The sequence below is a fragment of the Phenylobacterium sp. genome (genome assembly GCF_013911965.1).
Lineage (GTDB): Bacteria > Pseudomonadota > Alphaproteobacteria > Caulobacterales > Caulobacteraceae > Phenylobacterium.
This window is the reverse complement of sequence record NZ_JACESE010000006.1, coordinates 127,670-142,765: the sequence shown is the minus strand read 5'-3', so window position 1 is coordinate 142,765 and position 15,096 is coordinate 127,670. Positions and strand designations below refer to the sequence as shown.

Genomic DNA, 15,096 nt, shown 5'->3' with positions numbered 1-15,096 from the left:
CCGAACGAGCGGAAGGCCTCATGATCAAATCCGAACTGATCGCCCGCCTGGCTGAGGAAAACCCCCACCTGACGCAGCGCGACATCGAGCGCGTCGTGGGCGTGATCCTGGAGCGCATGATCGTCGCCCTGGAAGAGGGCGGGCGGGTCGAGCTGCGCGGCTTCGGCGCCCTGTCTGTCCGGGCCCGCGACGCCCGCTCGGGCCGCAATCCGCGCACCGGCGAACCCGTCGACGTCCGCGCCAAGCACGTTCCCTTCTTCAAGAGCGGCAAGGAACTGCGCGAGCGGCTGAACGCCGACTGAACCGGCGGCGTCGCCGTTCCAGAGTTTTGACGATCAGGGAGAGCGACGCCTTGAGCATCGTCTCGGAATTCCGCGAGTTCATCGAGCGCGGCAACGTCATCGACCTCGCCGTGGGCGTGATCATCGGCGCCTCGTTCAACGCCATCGTCAAGAGCCTGGTCGACCAGGTGGTCATGCCGCCGATCGGCCTGCTGACGGGCGGCATCGACTTCTCCCGGCTCAAATGGGTTCTGCGGCCGGAAGACCCCGCGACCGAGGCGGTCGAGCAGGTGGCCATCCAGTACGGCGCCTTCATCAACACCGTGATCCAGTTCCTGATCGTGGCCTGGGTGGTCTTCCTGCTGGTGAAGCTCGTCAATTCGGTGCGCCGAAGGGAGGCCGAAAAGCCCCCGGAAGCCAAGCCCCAGCCCACCGCCACCGAGGTGCTGCTGATGGAGATCCGCGACCAGCTGAAGGCGCAGAACGCCGCCGCCGGCGCGACGCCCGCCCCGCCCGGCGCCGGCTCGACCGCGCCCAAGGCCTGATCTCTTCTCCGGCCGCGCCTTGCCTAGGACCGGCCCGATCCCCTAATCGAGCGCCATGAGCGCTCCTCGCGTCGCCTCCAAGATCTGCGGCCTGTCCACGCCGGCCTCCGTCGCCGCCGCCCTCGATGGCGGCGCGGCCTATCTCGGCTTCATCTTCTTCGAGAAGAGCCCGCGCAATGTGGCCCCGCAGGACGCCGCCCGGCTGGCGCAGCCGGCGCGCGGCGGCCGCGCCCAGGTGGTGGCGGTCACCGTCGATCCCTCCGACATCCTGCTCGACCGTCTGTCCGAGGCGCTCGCGCCGGACCTCGTCCAGCTGCACGGCCAGGAGTCCCCCGAACGGGTGCGGGCCGTCGCCCAGCGCACGGGCGCGCGCGTCATCAAGGTGCTGCATGTCTCGGAGGCGGCCGATCTGGACGCCGCGGCGCGCTACGAGGGCGCCGCCGACCACCTGATGTTCGAGGCCCGCCCCCCCAAGGACGCCGCCCTGCCGGGCGGGGTGGGCGCACGCTTCGACTGGGACCTGATGGCCGGGCGCCGCTACGCCCGGCCCTGGTTCCTCGCCGGGGGGCTCGATCCCTGGAACGTCGCCGAGGCGGTGAGCCGCTCCGGCGCGCCCGTGGTGGACGTTTCCTCTGGCGTGGAACGCGGTCCCGGACTAAAGGACCCGGCCTTGATCACGGCGTTCCTGGACGCCGTGCGCCGCGCCTGATGGCTCAAGCTTGATGCAAGGACGCGCAACCGACGTGAACGCCCCCAACGCCCAGCCCAACGACTACACCGCCTATCCCGACGTCCACGGCAAGTTCGGGGAGTTCGGCGGGCGCTACGTCGCCGAGACGCTGATGCCGCTCGTCCTCGACCTGGAAGCGGCCTATCTGGCCAGCCGCACGGACAACGCCTTCCAGGCCGAACTGGCCGACCTGATGACCCACTATGTGGGCCGTCCCTCGCCGCTCTACTTCGCCGAGCGCCTGACCGAGCGGTTCGGCGGGGCGAAGATCTATTTCAAGCGCGAGGACCTGAACCACACCGGCGCGCACAAGATCAACAACTGCATCGGCCAGATCCTGCTGGCCCGGAAGATGGGCAAGACGCGCATCATCGCCGAGACCGGCGCCGGGCAGCACGGGGTGGCCACGGCCACGGTCTGCGCCCGCTTCGGCCTGCCCTGCGTGGTCTATATGGGCAAGGTCGACACCGAGCGGCAGCAGCCCAACGTCTTCCGCATGAACCTGCTGGGCGCCGAGGTGGTGCCGGTGACGAGCGGCTCGGCGACGCTGAAGGACGCCATGAACGAGGCCCTGCGCGACTGGGTCACCAACGTCGAGGACACCTACTATCTGATCGGCTCGGCGGCCGGGCCGCACCCCTATCCGATGATGGTCCGCGACTTCCAGTCGGTCATGGGGCGCGAGATCCGCGACCAGATCCTCGAGGCCGAGGGCCGCCTGCCCGACGCCGTGGTCGCCTGCGTCGGGGGCGGCTCCAACGCCATCGGCACCTTCCACCCCTTCCTGAACGACGAGGGCGTGAAGATCTTCGGGGTCGAGGCCGCCGGCGAGGGCATGGGCACCGACCGCCACGCCGCGGCCATCAACGGCGGCCGTCCGGGCGTGCTGCACGGCAACAAGACCTATCTGCTGCAGGACGCCGAGGGCCAGATCACCGAAGCCCACTCCATCTCCGCGGGCCTCGACTATCCCGGCATCGGGCCCGAACACTCCTGGCTGCACGACGTCGGCCGGGCCAAGTATCTGACGGCGACCGACAAGGAGGCCCTGGAGGCCTTCCAGCTCTGCGCCGAGCTCGAGGGCATCATCCCGGCGCTGGAATCCTCGCACGCCATCGCCCGCCTGCCCGACATCGCGCAAGAGATCGGCAAGGGCGGCGTCGTGGTGATGAACCTCTCCGGCCGGGGCGACAAGGACGTGGCCGCCGTGGCCAAGCACCTGGGACGCACGATTTGACCAAAGCCCGTATCGAAGCCCGTTTCGCCGCCCTGAAGGCGGAGAACCGGGCGGCCTTCGTCGCCTATGTCATGGCCGGCGATCCCGACGCCGCCACGGCCGCCAGCATTCTGGCCGGACTGCCGGCCGCCGGCGCCGACCTGATCGAACTGGGCTTCCCCTTCTCCGATCCCATGGCCGAGGGCCCGCCGATCCAGCGGGCCGCCCAGCGGGCGCTGGCCGCCGGCACGACCCTGCAGGGCGTGCTCGACCTCGCGGCCGAGTTCCGCCAGGGCGATGCGGAGACCCCGCTCATCCTGATGGGCTATCTCAACCCGCTGGTGACCTGGGGCTATGAGCGGTTCGCGGAGGCCGCGGCGAAGGCCGGGATCGACGGCCTGATCATCGTCGACTGTCCGCCCGAGGAGGCCGATCCCCTGGCCGACGCCCTGGACGCCGCCGACGTCGCCCTCATCCGCCTGGCGACGCCCACCACCGACGACAAGCGCCTGCCGACGGTGCTCAAGCGCACCTCGGGCTTCGTCTATTATGTCTCGGTCACCGGGGTGACCGGCGCCAAGGAGGCCGACGCCGACGCCGTGCGCCCGGCGGTGGAGCGCATCCGCGCCGCCTCCGGCCTGCCCGTGGCGGTCGGCTTCGGCATCAAGACGCCGGAACGCGCCGGGGCCATCGCCCAGGTGGCCGACGCCGCCGTCGTCGGCTCGGCCCTGGTGGACGAGGTGGCCGAGGCGCTGGCTGCAAACGAAGACGTGACCGTGCGGGTCCTTTCCAAGGTCGAGGCCTTGGCCAAGGCTGTGCGCGCTGCGAAGCGCTCCCCCGTGACGGCCTGAGGGCGAACCCAATGGCGGACCAGAAGAACGACAAGCCGGCCAAGCCGCAGAGCAAGCCCCAGGGCTCTTCCGGCGGCGGATGGCTGTCCCGCATCGCGCCGGGCGTGCGCAACCCCTTCGCCAAGCGCGAGACGCCCGAGAACCTCTGGGTCAAGTGCCCCGAGACCGGCGAGATGATCTATCGCCCCGACCTGGAGGCCGCGCTCTGGGTCACGCCCTCGGGCCACCATATGCGGGTCGGCGCCAAGGATCGGCTGAAGATCACCTTCGACGACGGCGCATTCGAACGCATCGCCACGCCGTCGGTGGTGGAAGACCCGCTGAAGTTCCCCGACGACCGGCCCTATCACGACCGGCTGAAGGCGGCCCGCAAGGCGACCGGCGAGCAGGACGCCATGGCCATCGGCGTGGGGAAGATCCAGGGCCAGGAGACGGTGGTCGTGGTCCAGGACTTCGCCTTCATGGGCGGGTCCCTGGGCATGGCCGCGGGCGAGACCTTCATCCGGGCCGCCAAGGAGGCGCTGGAGCGCCAGATCCCCTTCGTCATCTTCACCGCCTCGGGCGGGGCGCGCATGCAGGAGGGCACCCTCTCCCTGATGCAGATGGCGCGCACGACTCTGGCCATCAACGAACTGAACGCCGCGGGCCTGCCCTATATCGTGGTCCTGACCGACCCGACCACGGGCGGGGTGACCGCGTCCTTCGCCATGCTGGGCGATGTCCACCTGGCCGAGCCTAACGCCATGATCGCCTTCTCCGGCCGCCGGGTGATCGAGCAGACCATCCGCGAGGTTCTGCCGCCGGGCTTCCAGCGCTCGGAGTTCCTGATGGAGCGGGGCATGGTCGACAAGGTCGTCTCGCGGCCCGACATCCCCAAGGTGCTGGGTTCGATCCTCAAGACTCTGATGATGGGGCGCGCCTCTTCGAAAGCCGCCTGACGCCGAACCCCTGCAAGGGCCGCCCCGCCGATGTATGACCCGATCCGCGCCTCCGATGCGGTGATCGCGCGCCTGCGCGCCAACCACCCCAGCCTGATCGACCTGACCACCGGCCGGGTGGAGCGCCTGCTGGCGGCGCTGGACCATCCGGAGCGGCGCCTGCCGCCGGTGATCCATGTGGCCGGCACCAACGGCAAGGGTTCGACGGTGGCCTATATGCGCGCCATCGCCGAGGCGGCGGGCCTGAAGGTCCATGCGCTCACCTCGCCCCACCTCGTCCGCTTCGCCGAGCGCATCCGCGTGGCGGGCGAGCTGATCACCGACGCGGCGCTCGACGCCCTGATCGACGAGGTGGAGGCCGCCAATGCGGGCGAGCCGATCAGCTTCTTCGAGATCTCCACCGTGCTGGCCCTGCACGCCTTTGCGCAGACCCCGGCCGATCTCTGTCTGATCGAGGTGGGTCTGGGCGGCCGGTTCGACGCCACCAACATCTTCGACGCCCCGGCGCTCAGCGTCATCACGCCGGTGGACTACGACCACCTGGAGATGCTGGGCCCGGAGCTTCCCAAGATCGCCTGGGAAAAGGCGGGGATCATCAAGCAGGGCCGTCCCGTGGTCGTCGCGCGCCAGATGGAGGAGGCGCTGGCGGTCATCGAGGCCGAGGCGGAAAAGCTCTCCGCCCCCATGAGCCTGATGGGCCGGGACTTCGACGCCTGGGAGGCCAACGGCCGCCTGCTGGTCCAGGCGGAGGACCGCCTGCTCGACCTGCCGCCGCCCTCCCTCTTCGGGCCCCACCAGTTCGACAACGCCGGTCTGGCGGCGGCCGCCATGCTCACCCTGGCCCATCCGCGGATCGACGAGGACGCCATCGCCCGCGGCGTGGCGTCGGCCTATTGGCCCGCCCGCTTCCAGCGCCTGCGCGAGGGCGATCTTGGCGCCATGGCGAGCGCCGCCGGGGTCGATCTCTGGCTGGACGGGGGCCACAATCCGCATGCGGGCGCGGCGCTGGCCCAGGCGGTCGGCCGCCTCGTCGCCCGCGATCCGCGGCCCGTGGTCCTGATCAGCGCCATGTTCGCCCGCAAGGACGCCGTGGGCTTCTTCGCCCCCTTCGCCGACCTCAAGCCCAGCGTCTACGCCACCAGCTTCGACAGCCCCAACGCCGCGCCGGCGCAGGAGATCGCCGAAGCCGCCCGCGCCGCGGGGCTGACGGCGGAGACCGCGGCGGACGCCAAGGCCGCCCTGGAAGCCGCGCTGGCTGCGGCGACCACGCCCCCGCACATCCTGATCTGCGGCGGCCTCCACTTCGCCGGCGAAGTCCTGGCCCTGGACCCGGAAACCTGGCCGCGCTGAGGCGCGCGCCCAGCCGCCTCACGCCGCCTGCGCCTCGCCGACGATCGCTCTCGCCACCGCCTCGGCGACCTTGATGCCGTCGACGGCGGCCGAGAGGATGCCGCCGGCATAGCCCGCCCCTTCGCCGGCCGGGAACAGGCCGCGGACATTCAGGCTCTGGAAGTCGGGGCCACGCGTGATGCGCAGAGGGGCGGAGGTGCGGGTCTCCACGCCGGTCAGCACGGCGTCCGGATCGTCATAGCGGGGTATCTTGCGGCCGAAGACGGGCAGGGCCTCGCGCATGGCCTCGATCACATAGGCCGGCATGAGCGGGGCGAGGTCGGTGGGACGAACGCCCGGGCGGTAGCTGGGGATCACCTCGCCGAGTGCGGCCGAGGGGCGGCCGGCCAGGAAGTCGCCTACCCGCTGGCCCGGCGCGAAATAGTCGCCGCCGCCGGCGACGAAGGCCGCGCTCTCCAGCCGGCGCTGCAGTTCGACGCCCGCCAGCGGATGGTCGCTCCCATAGTCGGCCGGGCTGATCCCCACCACGAAGCCGGAATTGGCGTTCCGCTCGTTGCGCGAATACTGGCTCATGCCGTTGGTCGCGACGCGGCCGGGCTCGGAGGTCGCGGCCACCACCGTGCCGCCCGGGCACATGCAGAAGGAATAGACCGTCCGCCCGTTGCCGCAGTGGTGCGACAGGGAATAGGCGGCAGCCCCTAGATCCGGGTGGCCGGCGCAGGGGCCGAACAGGGCCCGGTCGATCCAGGACTGCGGATGTTCGATGCGGAAGCCGATGGAGAAGGGCTTGGCCTCGATGTGGACGCCGCGGTCGTAGAGCGTCTCGAAGGTGTCGCGCGAGGAGTGGCCGATGGCCAGCACCACCTGGTCGGCCTCCAGGAATTCGCCGGTGTGCAGGTGCAGGCCCCGCAGCACCTTTGTCCCGTCCGCGCCGCGGGCGAATTCAAAGTCGGCGACGCGCTGGCCGAAGCGGTACTCGCCGCCCAGCGCCTCGATCTTGGCCCGCATGGACTCGACCATGGTCACCAGGCGGAAGGTGCCGATGTGGGGGTGGGCCTCGGTCAGGATCTCCGGCGGCGCGCCGGCTTCCACGAACTCGGTCAGCACCTTGCGGCCGAGGAAGCGGGGATCCTTGATCTGGCTGTAGAGCTTGCCGTCCGAGAAGGTGCCGGCCCCGCCCTCGCCGAACTGGACGTTGGATTCCGGGTTCAGCTCGCTGCGCCGCCAAAGCCCCCAGGTGTCCTTGGTCCGCTCGCGCACCACCTTGCCGCGGTCGAGGATGATGGGGCGAAAGCCCATCTCGGCCAGGATCAGCCCGGCGAAGAGGCCGCAGGGGCCCGCGCCCACCACCACGGGCCGCAGGCCCTGGCCGGCCGGCGCGCGGGCCACGGGGCGATAGGCGGTGTCGGGCGTGGCGCGCACATGCGGGTCGCCTTCGAACCGCTTGAGCACGGCGGCTTCGTCCGCCACCGCCACATCGACGATATAGACCTTCAGGATGGCGGACTTCCGCCGCGCGTCATGCGCCCGCTTCCACACCGACCACGACAGAAGCTCAGCCTCGGCCAAGCCCAGCCGCGCGGCGATCGCCGCCGGCAGGTCCCCCGGCGCATGGTCCAGCGGCAGCTTGAGTTCGGAAATCCGCAACATGGCCGCCTAGATAGCGCCTGGCGGCGCGGCGCGCACGGGGTTGCGACGCCGCGAGCCCAGTCGTGGGGTCGCCGCCGCCCTCCTACGACCGGGCCGCGCACCGGCGCAACGGCGCGCTCTTCCGTGGTGAGATGACGCGCCATAAGCTGAGCCTATGACCGTTCAGGACCTCGCGCGCCGCTACTTCGATTCCGTCCATGCCGCCGCCCGCGGCGCCTTGAACGCAGAAGAAGAGGCTCAGCTCACCACGCCGGTAAGCAATCTGTTTTGCGCTCTGGCGGATGTCGCGGGGCTGGGAACCCTGAACCTCGTCCGAGAGACGCGCCTGGAGGGGGTTAGGCCGGACTTCGCCGCTATTGTGACCCGTGGCGGCTCCAGCCGGCAGAAGGGCTTTGTCGAACTCAAGGCGCCTTCGATCTCCGTCGATGTCTCGACTTGGTCGGGACGCAACGCCCGGCAGTGGGGCCGAATGTCCGTGGAGGCGGAGATCCTCATCGTATGCAATGGCGTCAGGGCGCAGATCTATCGAAACGGCGAGCCCTATGATGGGCCGGCCGATCTTCCCTATGAGGACCCTGACGGCTGGAAGGCTGAGGGGCTGATCCGGCTGCTCGGGCTGTTCATCGAACTCGATCCCTCGCCGGTGGTCAGTGTCCGAGACCTCTCGACCCGCCTCGCCCACCGCACAGCGGACCTGCGAGACCGGCTCCTCTGGCTGGTCGACCAATCCGGTCCAGCCGCCGAGGCCGCGAAGGGAGGCTACCGAGCTTGGCGCCAACATGTCCAACCGACCGGCTCGGTGCGCGATTTCGCCGATGGCGTCTCTCAGGTCCTCGCCTATGGGATGGTCATCGCCGCCCTCAGTCCGCGAGACGCCGACGCCGACCATGACGGCTTCATCACGATTGGCGAAGCTCGCAACGCCCTTCGTCAGACGAACCCGGTGCTGGCGGCCGCCTTCGCGCCGCTCATGGACAAGGCGGCGCTCGCAGAGGCCGTCGCGGTGGAGGTCGGCGCGCTCGAGACCCTGATCAGCGCCATCCAGCCCGACCGGGTGAACGCCAGCGCCGACACGCGGGGCGAGCCCTGGCTTTACTTTTATGAGGACTTCCTCGCCGCCTACGATCCCGACGAACGCCGGCAGGCCGGGGTCTATTACACGCCCATCGCCATCGTGCGGGCGATGACCAACATGGTCGATCACCTGCTGAGCGAACGATTCGGCCGCCGGCTGGGATTCGCTGATCCGGCCGTGGTCACCCTCGATCCCGCGGCGGGTTCGGGCGCCTTCCCCCTGGCTGTGATCGACAAGGCCGCCGAGCGCGCACGGGCGGTCCGCGGGGCCGCTGGCCCGGAACAGGCGTCGGCCAACCTTGCCCGGTCGCTGTTCGCCTTCGAGCTGCTGCCCGGCCCCTATTCGGTGGCTCATCTCCGGTTGGGCCAGCGGCTCACGGAACTGCGCGGAGAGGGCGCTGAGCCGACGACGGCGCAGGTCGTGCTGACGGACACGCTTGAATCGCCCTACCAGCCGCCGCATCAGGCCGAGTTCTTCGGCGACGCCGAGGTTCTGGCGGCCGAGCAGCTGCGCGCACAGCAGATCAAGCTCGAACAGCAGGTCACGGTGGTCATCGGAAATCCGCCCTATCGGCGGGTGGAGCGGGAGATCCAGGGCCGTGGCTCGGGCGGCTGGGTGCTGGACGGCGCCGTGCCTGGCCGGGCCACGGGAAAGAGCCTGTTCGACGACATTCTGGATGTGGCGCGCGAGCACACGATCTTCAGCCACCACGCCAGCCTCTATAATCTCTACGTCTATTTCTGGCGCTGGGCGCTGTGGAAGGCGTTCGAGGCGCACGGCGCCGGGCCGGGGGTCGTCGCCTTCATCACCGGGGCCAGCTGGCTGACGGGCCCAGGATTTGTGGGCTTGCGAAAGCTGGCGCGCGAACTGGCGGACGATATCTGGGTGATCGATCTCGGCGGCGACAATCACGGCGCCAATCCCGAAGAGAACGTCTTCGCCATCGAGACGCCGGTGGCGGTGGTGGTGATGGCGCGCGATGGCGCGTCGGACCGGGCGCGGCCGGCCGACGTCCACTATCGGCGCGTGCGAGGGACGGCCGACCAGAAGCTGGACGCCGTGGCGCAGATGGCGTCTGCGGTCGATCCGATGGCCGGCGAATGGGCGACCGGTCCGTCGGACTGGATGGCCCCATTTGCGCCGCCCACGGGCGATGCGGAATGGACCGCGATGCCGCTGATCACCGATCTTTTCCCGTGGCAGCAGCCGGGGTGCAAGTTCGGCCGCACCTGGCCGGTGGCGCCGACGGCGGAGGCGCTGGGGGACCGATGGCGTCGGCTCGCAGAGGCGCCAAGGGACGAAAAGCCCTTGCTCTTCTACACGGCCAACTCCGGACGCAATGTCGAAACACGGGTGGAGGGCTATCCCCGTCTGAGTGACACGACAGCAGCCTCCCCGCCGGAGCCGTTCCGCCGGTACGGCTTCCGAAGCTTTGATCGCCAGTGGGCGATCGAGGACCCGCGGCTGGCGAAGACTGAGAGTCCCTCGCTTTGGCAGAGCATGTCTGATCGTCAGGTTTTTCTCACGTCGCTGCTGACTGGGAGGGTCGGAGGCGGTCCTGCGCTGACGGCTTCAGCCTATGTCCCAGACCTCCACCATTTCCGCGGGAGTCATGGTGGGAAAGATGTCATCCCCCTCTGGCGCGACGCCGCGGCGCAGGAGCCCAATCTCACCGCGGGATTGGGCGAAGCCCTGTCTCAGGCCCTGGGAATTGAACCGCCCACGGTCGAGGATGTCGCCGCCTATGTCTACGCCCTGCTGAGCACGACCGCCTACCAGACCCGGTTCGCTGAGGCGCTGCAGACGGCGGGGCTACGGGCGCCGATCACCGCCGATGCGGGCCTGTGGGCGGAGGCGGTCGACATCGGTCGGCGACGCCTGTGGCTCCACACCTTCGCCGAGCGCTTCACATCCACGGAAGACGGCCGCGGTCGGTATGTGCCGCCTCTCGAAGGCGTCGAGTGGGCGGCGGCGGTGGGGCGCATCCCCAGGGACGGCGGTGAGGTGACTTACGATCCCGAGGCTCAGGCGCTTCACATCGCTGATGGCGTTTTGACCGGTGTTCGGCCGGAGGTCTGGGCCTTCGAGGTGAGCGGCATGCCGGTGCTGAGCAAATGGCTGGCCTATCGGACCGCGAAAGGCGCCGGTCGCGCCGCATCCTCCAGCAGCGAACTCGACGCCATTCGCCCCACGCAATGGGCCGACGCGTGGAACGACGAACTGCTCGATCTGGTGCGCGTGTTGACTCTGACCCTCGATGAGGAGCCCGCCTTGGCCGATCTGCTGGAGCGCATTTGCGACGGTCCGCTCATCGAGGCCAGCCAGCTCCCGACCCCCGCCGCAGAGGCGCGCCGCCCGCCGGCGACGCTGCCGCGCCGGTCGCATGTGGTCGACGTCGAGGTCTCGTAGCGGGAATTTCTGTGGGCAAGCGACGGCCGCCGATTCCCTGGGCGTCCCGAATCGGACAGCATTTTCAAATGTCCCAGCTCGACATGTTTGGCCCGCCGCCGGCGCCCAAGGCGAAGCTGCCCACGCCGGAGGATGTTCGGCCGAAGCTGTCGGCTGTCCTGGCGCAGCTGCAGGGCAGCCAGATCATGCCGCTCTCGCCCAAGGAGCTGCGGTTCTGGCGCACCGTCTTCCCGCAGATGTCGCGCTGGCTGCCGGACGCCGAACGCGATGCGCTCTGCGCAGCGTTTGTGGCCGAGGTCGCCCGGTTGGAAGGGGCGGACCAGACCCGCGTCGCCTAGGGACAAAGGGGCCGGCTTTTGCCGGCCCCTCGCGAGACTCCCCGCTTGCTCCGGAGCGCTTACGCGGCCCGCTTCAGGTCGAAGCGGTCGGCGTTCATCACCTTCGTCCAGGCGGCGACGAAGTCGTTGACGAACTTCGTCTTGGCGTCGTCGGCGGCGTAGACCTCCGAGATCGCGCGGAGCTGGGAGTTGGAGCCGAAGACGAGGTCGGTGCGGGTGGCCGTCCACTTCTCCTCGTGGCTCGCCCGGTCCGTGCCGACGAAGACCTCGTCGCCGCGGTCGTCGACCTGTTTCCAGGCCGTTCCCATGTCGAGCAGGTTGACGAAGAAGTCGTTGGTCAGCTGACCCGGGCGGTCGGTCAGGACGCCATGCTTCTGCCCGCCGTGGTTGGCGCCCAGGACGCGCAAGCCCCCCACCAGCACTGTCATCTCCGGCGCCGACAGCCCCAGCAGCTGGGCGCGGTCGACCAGCAGCTCTTCCGTCGGCACGCTGAAGCGCACCGAGAGATAGTTGCGGAAGCCGTCGGCCTTGGGCTCGAGCACCTCGAAGCTCTCGGCGTCGGTCTGTTCTGCGCTCGCGTCCGTGCGGCCCGGGCTGAAGGGCACGGTGATGTTGTGGCCCGCGGCCTTGGCCGCCTGCTCCACGCCCACGCCGCCGGCCAGCACGATCAGGTCGGCCAGGGAGACCTTCTTGCCGCCGAAGGCCTGGCCGTCGAAGTCGGCCTTGATCTTCTCCAGGGCGGAGAGGACGCGGGCCAGCTTCTCGGGCTCGTTGACGTCCCAGTTCTTCTGCGGCTCCAGGCGGATGCGCGCGCCGTTGGCGCCGCCCCGGTGGTCGGACCCGCGATAGGTCGAGGCCGAGGCCCAGGCGGTGGAGACGAGCTCGGCTGTCGACAGGCCGGAGTCCAGGATCATCGACTTCAGGGTCTCGATGTCGCCGGCCTCGATGATGGGATGGTCCGCGGCCGGGATCGGGTCCTGCCAGATCAGGTCCTCGGCCGGCACCTCGGGGCCGTAGTAGCGGGACTTCGGCCCCATGTCGCGGTGGCACAGCTTGAACCAGGCCCGGGCGAAGGCGTCGGCGAACTGGTCGGGGTTCTTGTAGAACCGCTCCGAGATCTTCCGGTATTCCGGGTCCATCTTGAAGGCCATGTCCGCCGTGGTCATCATGGTCGGCAGGCGCTTGTCCGGGCTGTGCGCGCCGGGCGCCATGTCTTCGGGCTTCTGGTTCTTGGGCTGCCACTGCCACGCGCCGGCCGGGCTCTTGACCAGCTCGTAGTCGTACTCGAACAGCATGCGGAAGTAGTTGTTCGTCCACTGGATGGGCGTGGGCGTCCAGGCGCCTTCCAGGCCGCTGGTGATGGTGTGGTCGCCCATGCCGCTCTCGTGGCTGGAGGTCCAGCCCAGGCCCTGCTGGGCGATGTCGGCGCCCTCGGGCTCGGCGCCCACCTTGGAGGCGTCGCCCGCCCCGTGGCACTTGCCGAAGGTGTGGCCGCCGGCGGTGAGCGCGACGGTCTCCTCGTCGTTCATCCCCATGCGGGCGAAGGTGATGCGGATGTCGCGGGCCGACTTCAGCGGATCGGGCACGCCGCCCGGGCCTTCCGGATTGACGTAGATCAGGCCCATCTGGATGGCCGCCAGCGGGTTCTCCAGCGCCCGGCCGGACTCCTCGTCGATGCGGGTCAGATTGCCTTCCTGGCCGACCCACTGCTCCTCGGTGCCCCAGTAGATGTCCTTCTCGGGCTCGAAGATGTCGCGCCGGCCGCCGCCGAAGCCGAAGACCGGGCCGCCCATGCTCTCGATGGCCACATTGCCGGCCAGGATCATCAGGTCGGCCCAGGAGATCTGGGCGCCGTACTTCTTCTTCACCGGCCACAGCAGGCGCCGGGCCTTGTCCAGATTGGCGTTGTCGGGCCAGGAGTTCAGCGGGGCGAAGCGCTGGTTGCCGCTGTTGGCCCCGCCGCGGCCGTCGCCGGTGCGGTAGGTGCCGGCGCTGTGCCAGGCCATGCGGATGAAGAAGGGGCCGTAATGGCCATAGTCGGCCGGCCACCAGGGCTGGCTGTCGGTCATCACCTTGGTCAGGTCCGCCTTCAGGGCCGCATAGTCCAGCTTCTGGAACGCCTTCGGATAGTCGAAGTCGTCGCCCATCGGGTCGCCGTGCAGCCCGTGCTGGTGGAGGATGTCCAGCGACAGCTGGTTGGGCCACCAGTCGCGGTTGGTGCGCCCGAGCAGGGCGCGCAGGGCCGCGGGCTCCTTGCGCGGGTCGCTAAGCGGATCTCGGGGGGTCGCGTCGTCCATCTCGTCCTCCTTGGGTCGCGGCCGTTTGTCGCGTCTGGAGGGAGCTTGGGCGCAGCGTGAAGCCGCTGGCAAAACGAAAGACTTGATGGCCGGCAGTGGCGAAATCTATGGATCGAAGCGTCGCCATAGATAGATCAATGGAATCCGAAGCTTCCCGCGCCGCAGCGGACCCCGCGGCGCTGCGAGATGTCACCCAGATTTCACGCCGCCGCCGCGCAAGGGGGAGGGGCTTTGCGCCTCAACACCCTTCGTCACCCTCGGGCTCGTCCCGAGGGTCCCTGTCGAGGGCAGGTGCGAGCGGCGCCAGGGACCCTGGGCGCAAGGCCCAGGGTGACGATGGGATGAAGCCTAGGCCAGCTCGAACTGGCCCACGCGCCGCCGCAGGATGGCCTCGGCCTCGGCCATGATCCTGTCGATCAGCGCCTTCACGGTCGGGATGTCGTGGATCAGGCCGGCGACCATGCCGCAGGACCAGCCGCCGGCGTCCATGTCGCCGTCGCGCATGATGGCCGGATAGACGCCGGCCACCTCCGGCGCGATGTCGGCGAAGGTGATGGCGGAGCCGAGTTCCTTCTCCTTGGCCAGCAGGCGCTCCACCCCGGCGTTGTTCAGCACCCGCTCGGTGTTGCGCAGGGGCCGCATGATCAGCCGGGTGTCCAGCTCGCTGGCGTCGACCAGGGTCTGCTTCACATTGGGGTGCACGGGCGCTTCCTGCGTGGCGATGAAGCGGGTGCCCATGTTCATCCCGTCGGCGCCCAGGCAGAGCGCGGCGGCCAGCGAGCGGCCGTCGGCCATGCCGCCCGAGGCCAGGAAGGGGATCTCCAGCTCCTCGGCCGCCCGGGGCAGCAGGATGAAGTTCGGCACGTCGTCCTCGCCCGGATGGCCGCCGCATTCGAAGCCGTCGACGCTGACCGCGTCGCAGCCGATGGCCTGGGCCTTCAGCGCGTGGCGGACCGCCGTGCACTTGTGGATCACCTTGATGCCCGCCTCTTTCAGGGCCGGCAGGTACTTCTGCGGATTGTTGCCCGCGGTCTCGACCACCTTGACGCCCGACTTGACGATGGCCTCGACGAAGCCCGGATAGTCCGGCGGCGTGACCGAGGGCAGGAAGGTCAGGTTCACCCCGAACGGCTTGTCGGTCATCCCCCGGCACCGCTCGATCTCGGCGGTCAGCTTCTCCGGCGTCCCCTGGGTGAGGCCGGTGATGATCCCGAGGCCCCCCGCATTCGACACCGCCGCGGCCATCTCGGCGAAGCCCACATAGTGCATGCCGCCCTGGACGATCGGATGCTCGATCCCGAGCAGTTCAGTGATGCGGGTCTTCATGGTCGGCTCCTCCCAAGGGCGTGTTTCCTCGGGCCGGAGTCGTGCGCGGAATGGCGAGGCTGCGCAAGGGCGAGCATGGGGCGGCGCCGT

12 protein-coding genes are annotated in these 15,096 nt (G+C 69.6%); 9 read left to right on the top strand and 3 right to left on the bottom strand.

Annotated features, from left to right (window positions below):
- Positions 1-20 precede the first annotated feature (20 nt).
- The 7 genes from H2041_RS08195 to H2041_RS08165 are packed head-to-tail and all read left to right on the top strand — an operon-like array spanning position 21 to position 5,911.
- The gene (locus H2041_RS08195) at positions 21-302 is read left to right on the top strand and encodes an integration host factor subunit beta (RefSeq protein WP_293411484.1); all 282 of its coding nucleotides are present in this window, start codon (positions 21-23) and stop codon (positions 300-302) included.
- Between the two features lie 50 nt (positions 303-352).
- Positions 353-826, top strand: coding sequence for a large-conductance mechanosensitive channel protein MscL (gene mscL, locus H2041_RS08190; protein ID WP_293411482.1), 474 nt, complete (start codon positions 353-355; stop codon positions 824-826).
- Positions 827-881: 55 nt separating this feature from the next.
- The gene (locus H2041_RS08185) at positions 882-1,535 is read left to right on the top strand and encodes a phosphoribosylanthranilate isomerase (RefSeq protein ID WP_293411480.1); all 654 of its coding nucleotides are present in this window, start codon (positions 882-884) and stop codon (positions 1,533-1,535) included.
- Between the two features lie 34 nt (positions 1,536-1,569).
- Positions 1,570-2,793, top strand: a complete 1,224-nt coding sequence (gene trpB, locus H2041_RS08180) for a tryptophan synthase subunit beta (protein ID WP_293411620.1) — start codon at positions 1,570-1,572, stop codon at positions 2,791-2,793.
- Positions 2,790-3,623, top strand: a complete 834-nt coding sequence (gene trpA / locus H2041_RS08175; RefSeq protein ID WP_293411478.1) for a tryptophan synthase subunit alpha — start codon at positions 2,790-2,792, stop codon at positions 3,621-3,623. The genes trpB and trpA overlap by 4 nt, the downstream gene beginning before the upstream one ends.
- A gap of 11 nt (positions 3,624-3,634) precedes the next feature.
- Positions 3,635-4,561 (top strand): acetyl-CoA carboxylase, carboxyltransferase subunit beta, encoded by a 927-nt coding sequence (gene accD, locus H2041_RS08170; RefSeq protein ID WP_293411476.1) that lies wholly within the window; start codon positions 3,635-3,637, stop codon positions 4,559-4,561.
- 30 nt (positions 4,562-4,591) lie between these two features.
- A complete protein-coding gene (locus H2041_RS08165; protein ID WP_293411474.1) occupies positions 4,592-5,911 on the top strand; it encodes a folylpolyglutamate synthase/dihydrofolate synthase family protein in 1,320 nt (439 codons plus the stop codon).
- Positions 5,912-5,929: 18 nt separating this feature from the next.
- Here H2041_RS08165 and H2041_RS08160 read toward each other — a convergent pair whose 3' ends face one another.
- Entirely contained in the window at positions 5,930-7,561 is a 1,632-nt protein-coding gene (locus tag H2041_RS08160) for an NAD(P)/FAD-dependent oxidoreductase (protein WP_293411472.1), read from the bottom strand.
- 154 nt (positions 7,562-7,715) lie between these two features.
- On the opposite strand from H2041_RS08160, the gene H2041_RS08155 reads away from it, so the two are divergent.
- Together H2041_RS08155 and H2041_RS08150 are read left to right on the top strand one after the other, a co-directional pair.
- Positions 7,716-11,045 (top strand): type ISP restriction/modification enzyme, encoded by a 3,330-nt coding sequence (locus H2041_RS08155; protein ID WP_293411469.1) that lies wholly within the window; start codon positions 7,716-7,718, stop codon positions 11,043-11,045.
- 68 nt (positions 11,046-11,113) lie between these two features.
- Complete coding sequence (locus H2041_RS08150) at positions 11,114-11,383, top strand: hypothetical protein (RefSeq protein ID WP_293411466.1); 270 nt, start codon at positions 11,114-11,116, stop codon at positions 11,381-11,383.
- 59 nt (positions 11,384-11,442) lie between these two features.
- On the opposite strand, the gene katG is transcribed toward H2041_RS08150, so the two are convergent.
- Both katG and H2041_RS08140 read right to left on the bottom strand, forming a co-directional pair.
- Entirely contained in the window at positions 11,443-13,680 is a 2,238-nt protein-coding gene (gene katG / locus H2041_RS08145; protein ID WP_293411463.1) for a catalase/peroxidase HPI, read from the bottom strand.
- Positions 13,681-14,028: 348 nt separating this feature from the next.
- The gene (locus H2041_RS08140; RefSeq protein ID WP_293411461.1) at positions 14,029-15,006 is read right to left on the bottom strand and encodes a nitronate monooxygenase family protein; all 978 of its coding nucleotides are present in this window, start codon (positions 15,004-15,006) and stop codon (positions 14,029-14,031) included.
- Positions 15,007-15,096: the final 90 nt, after the last annotated feature.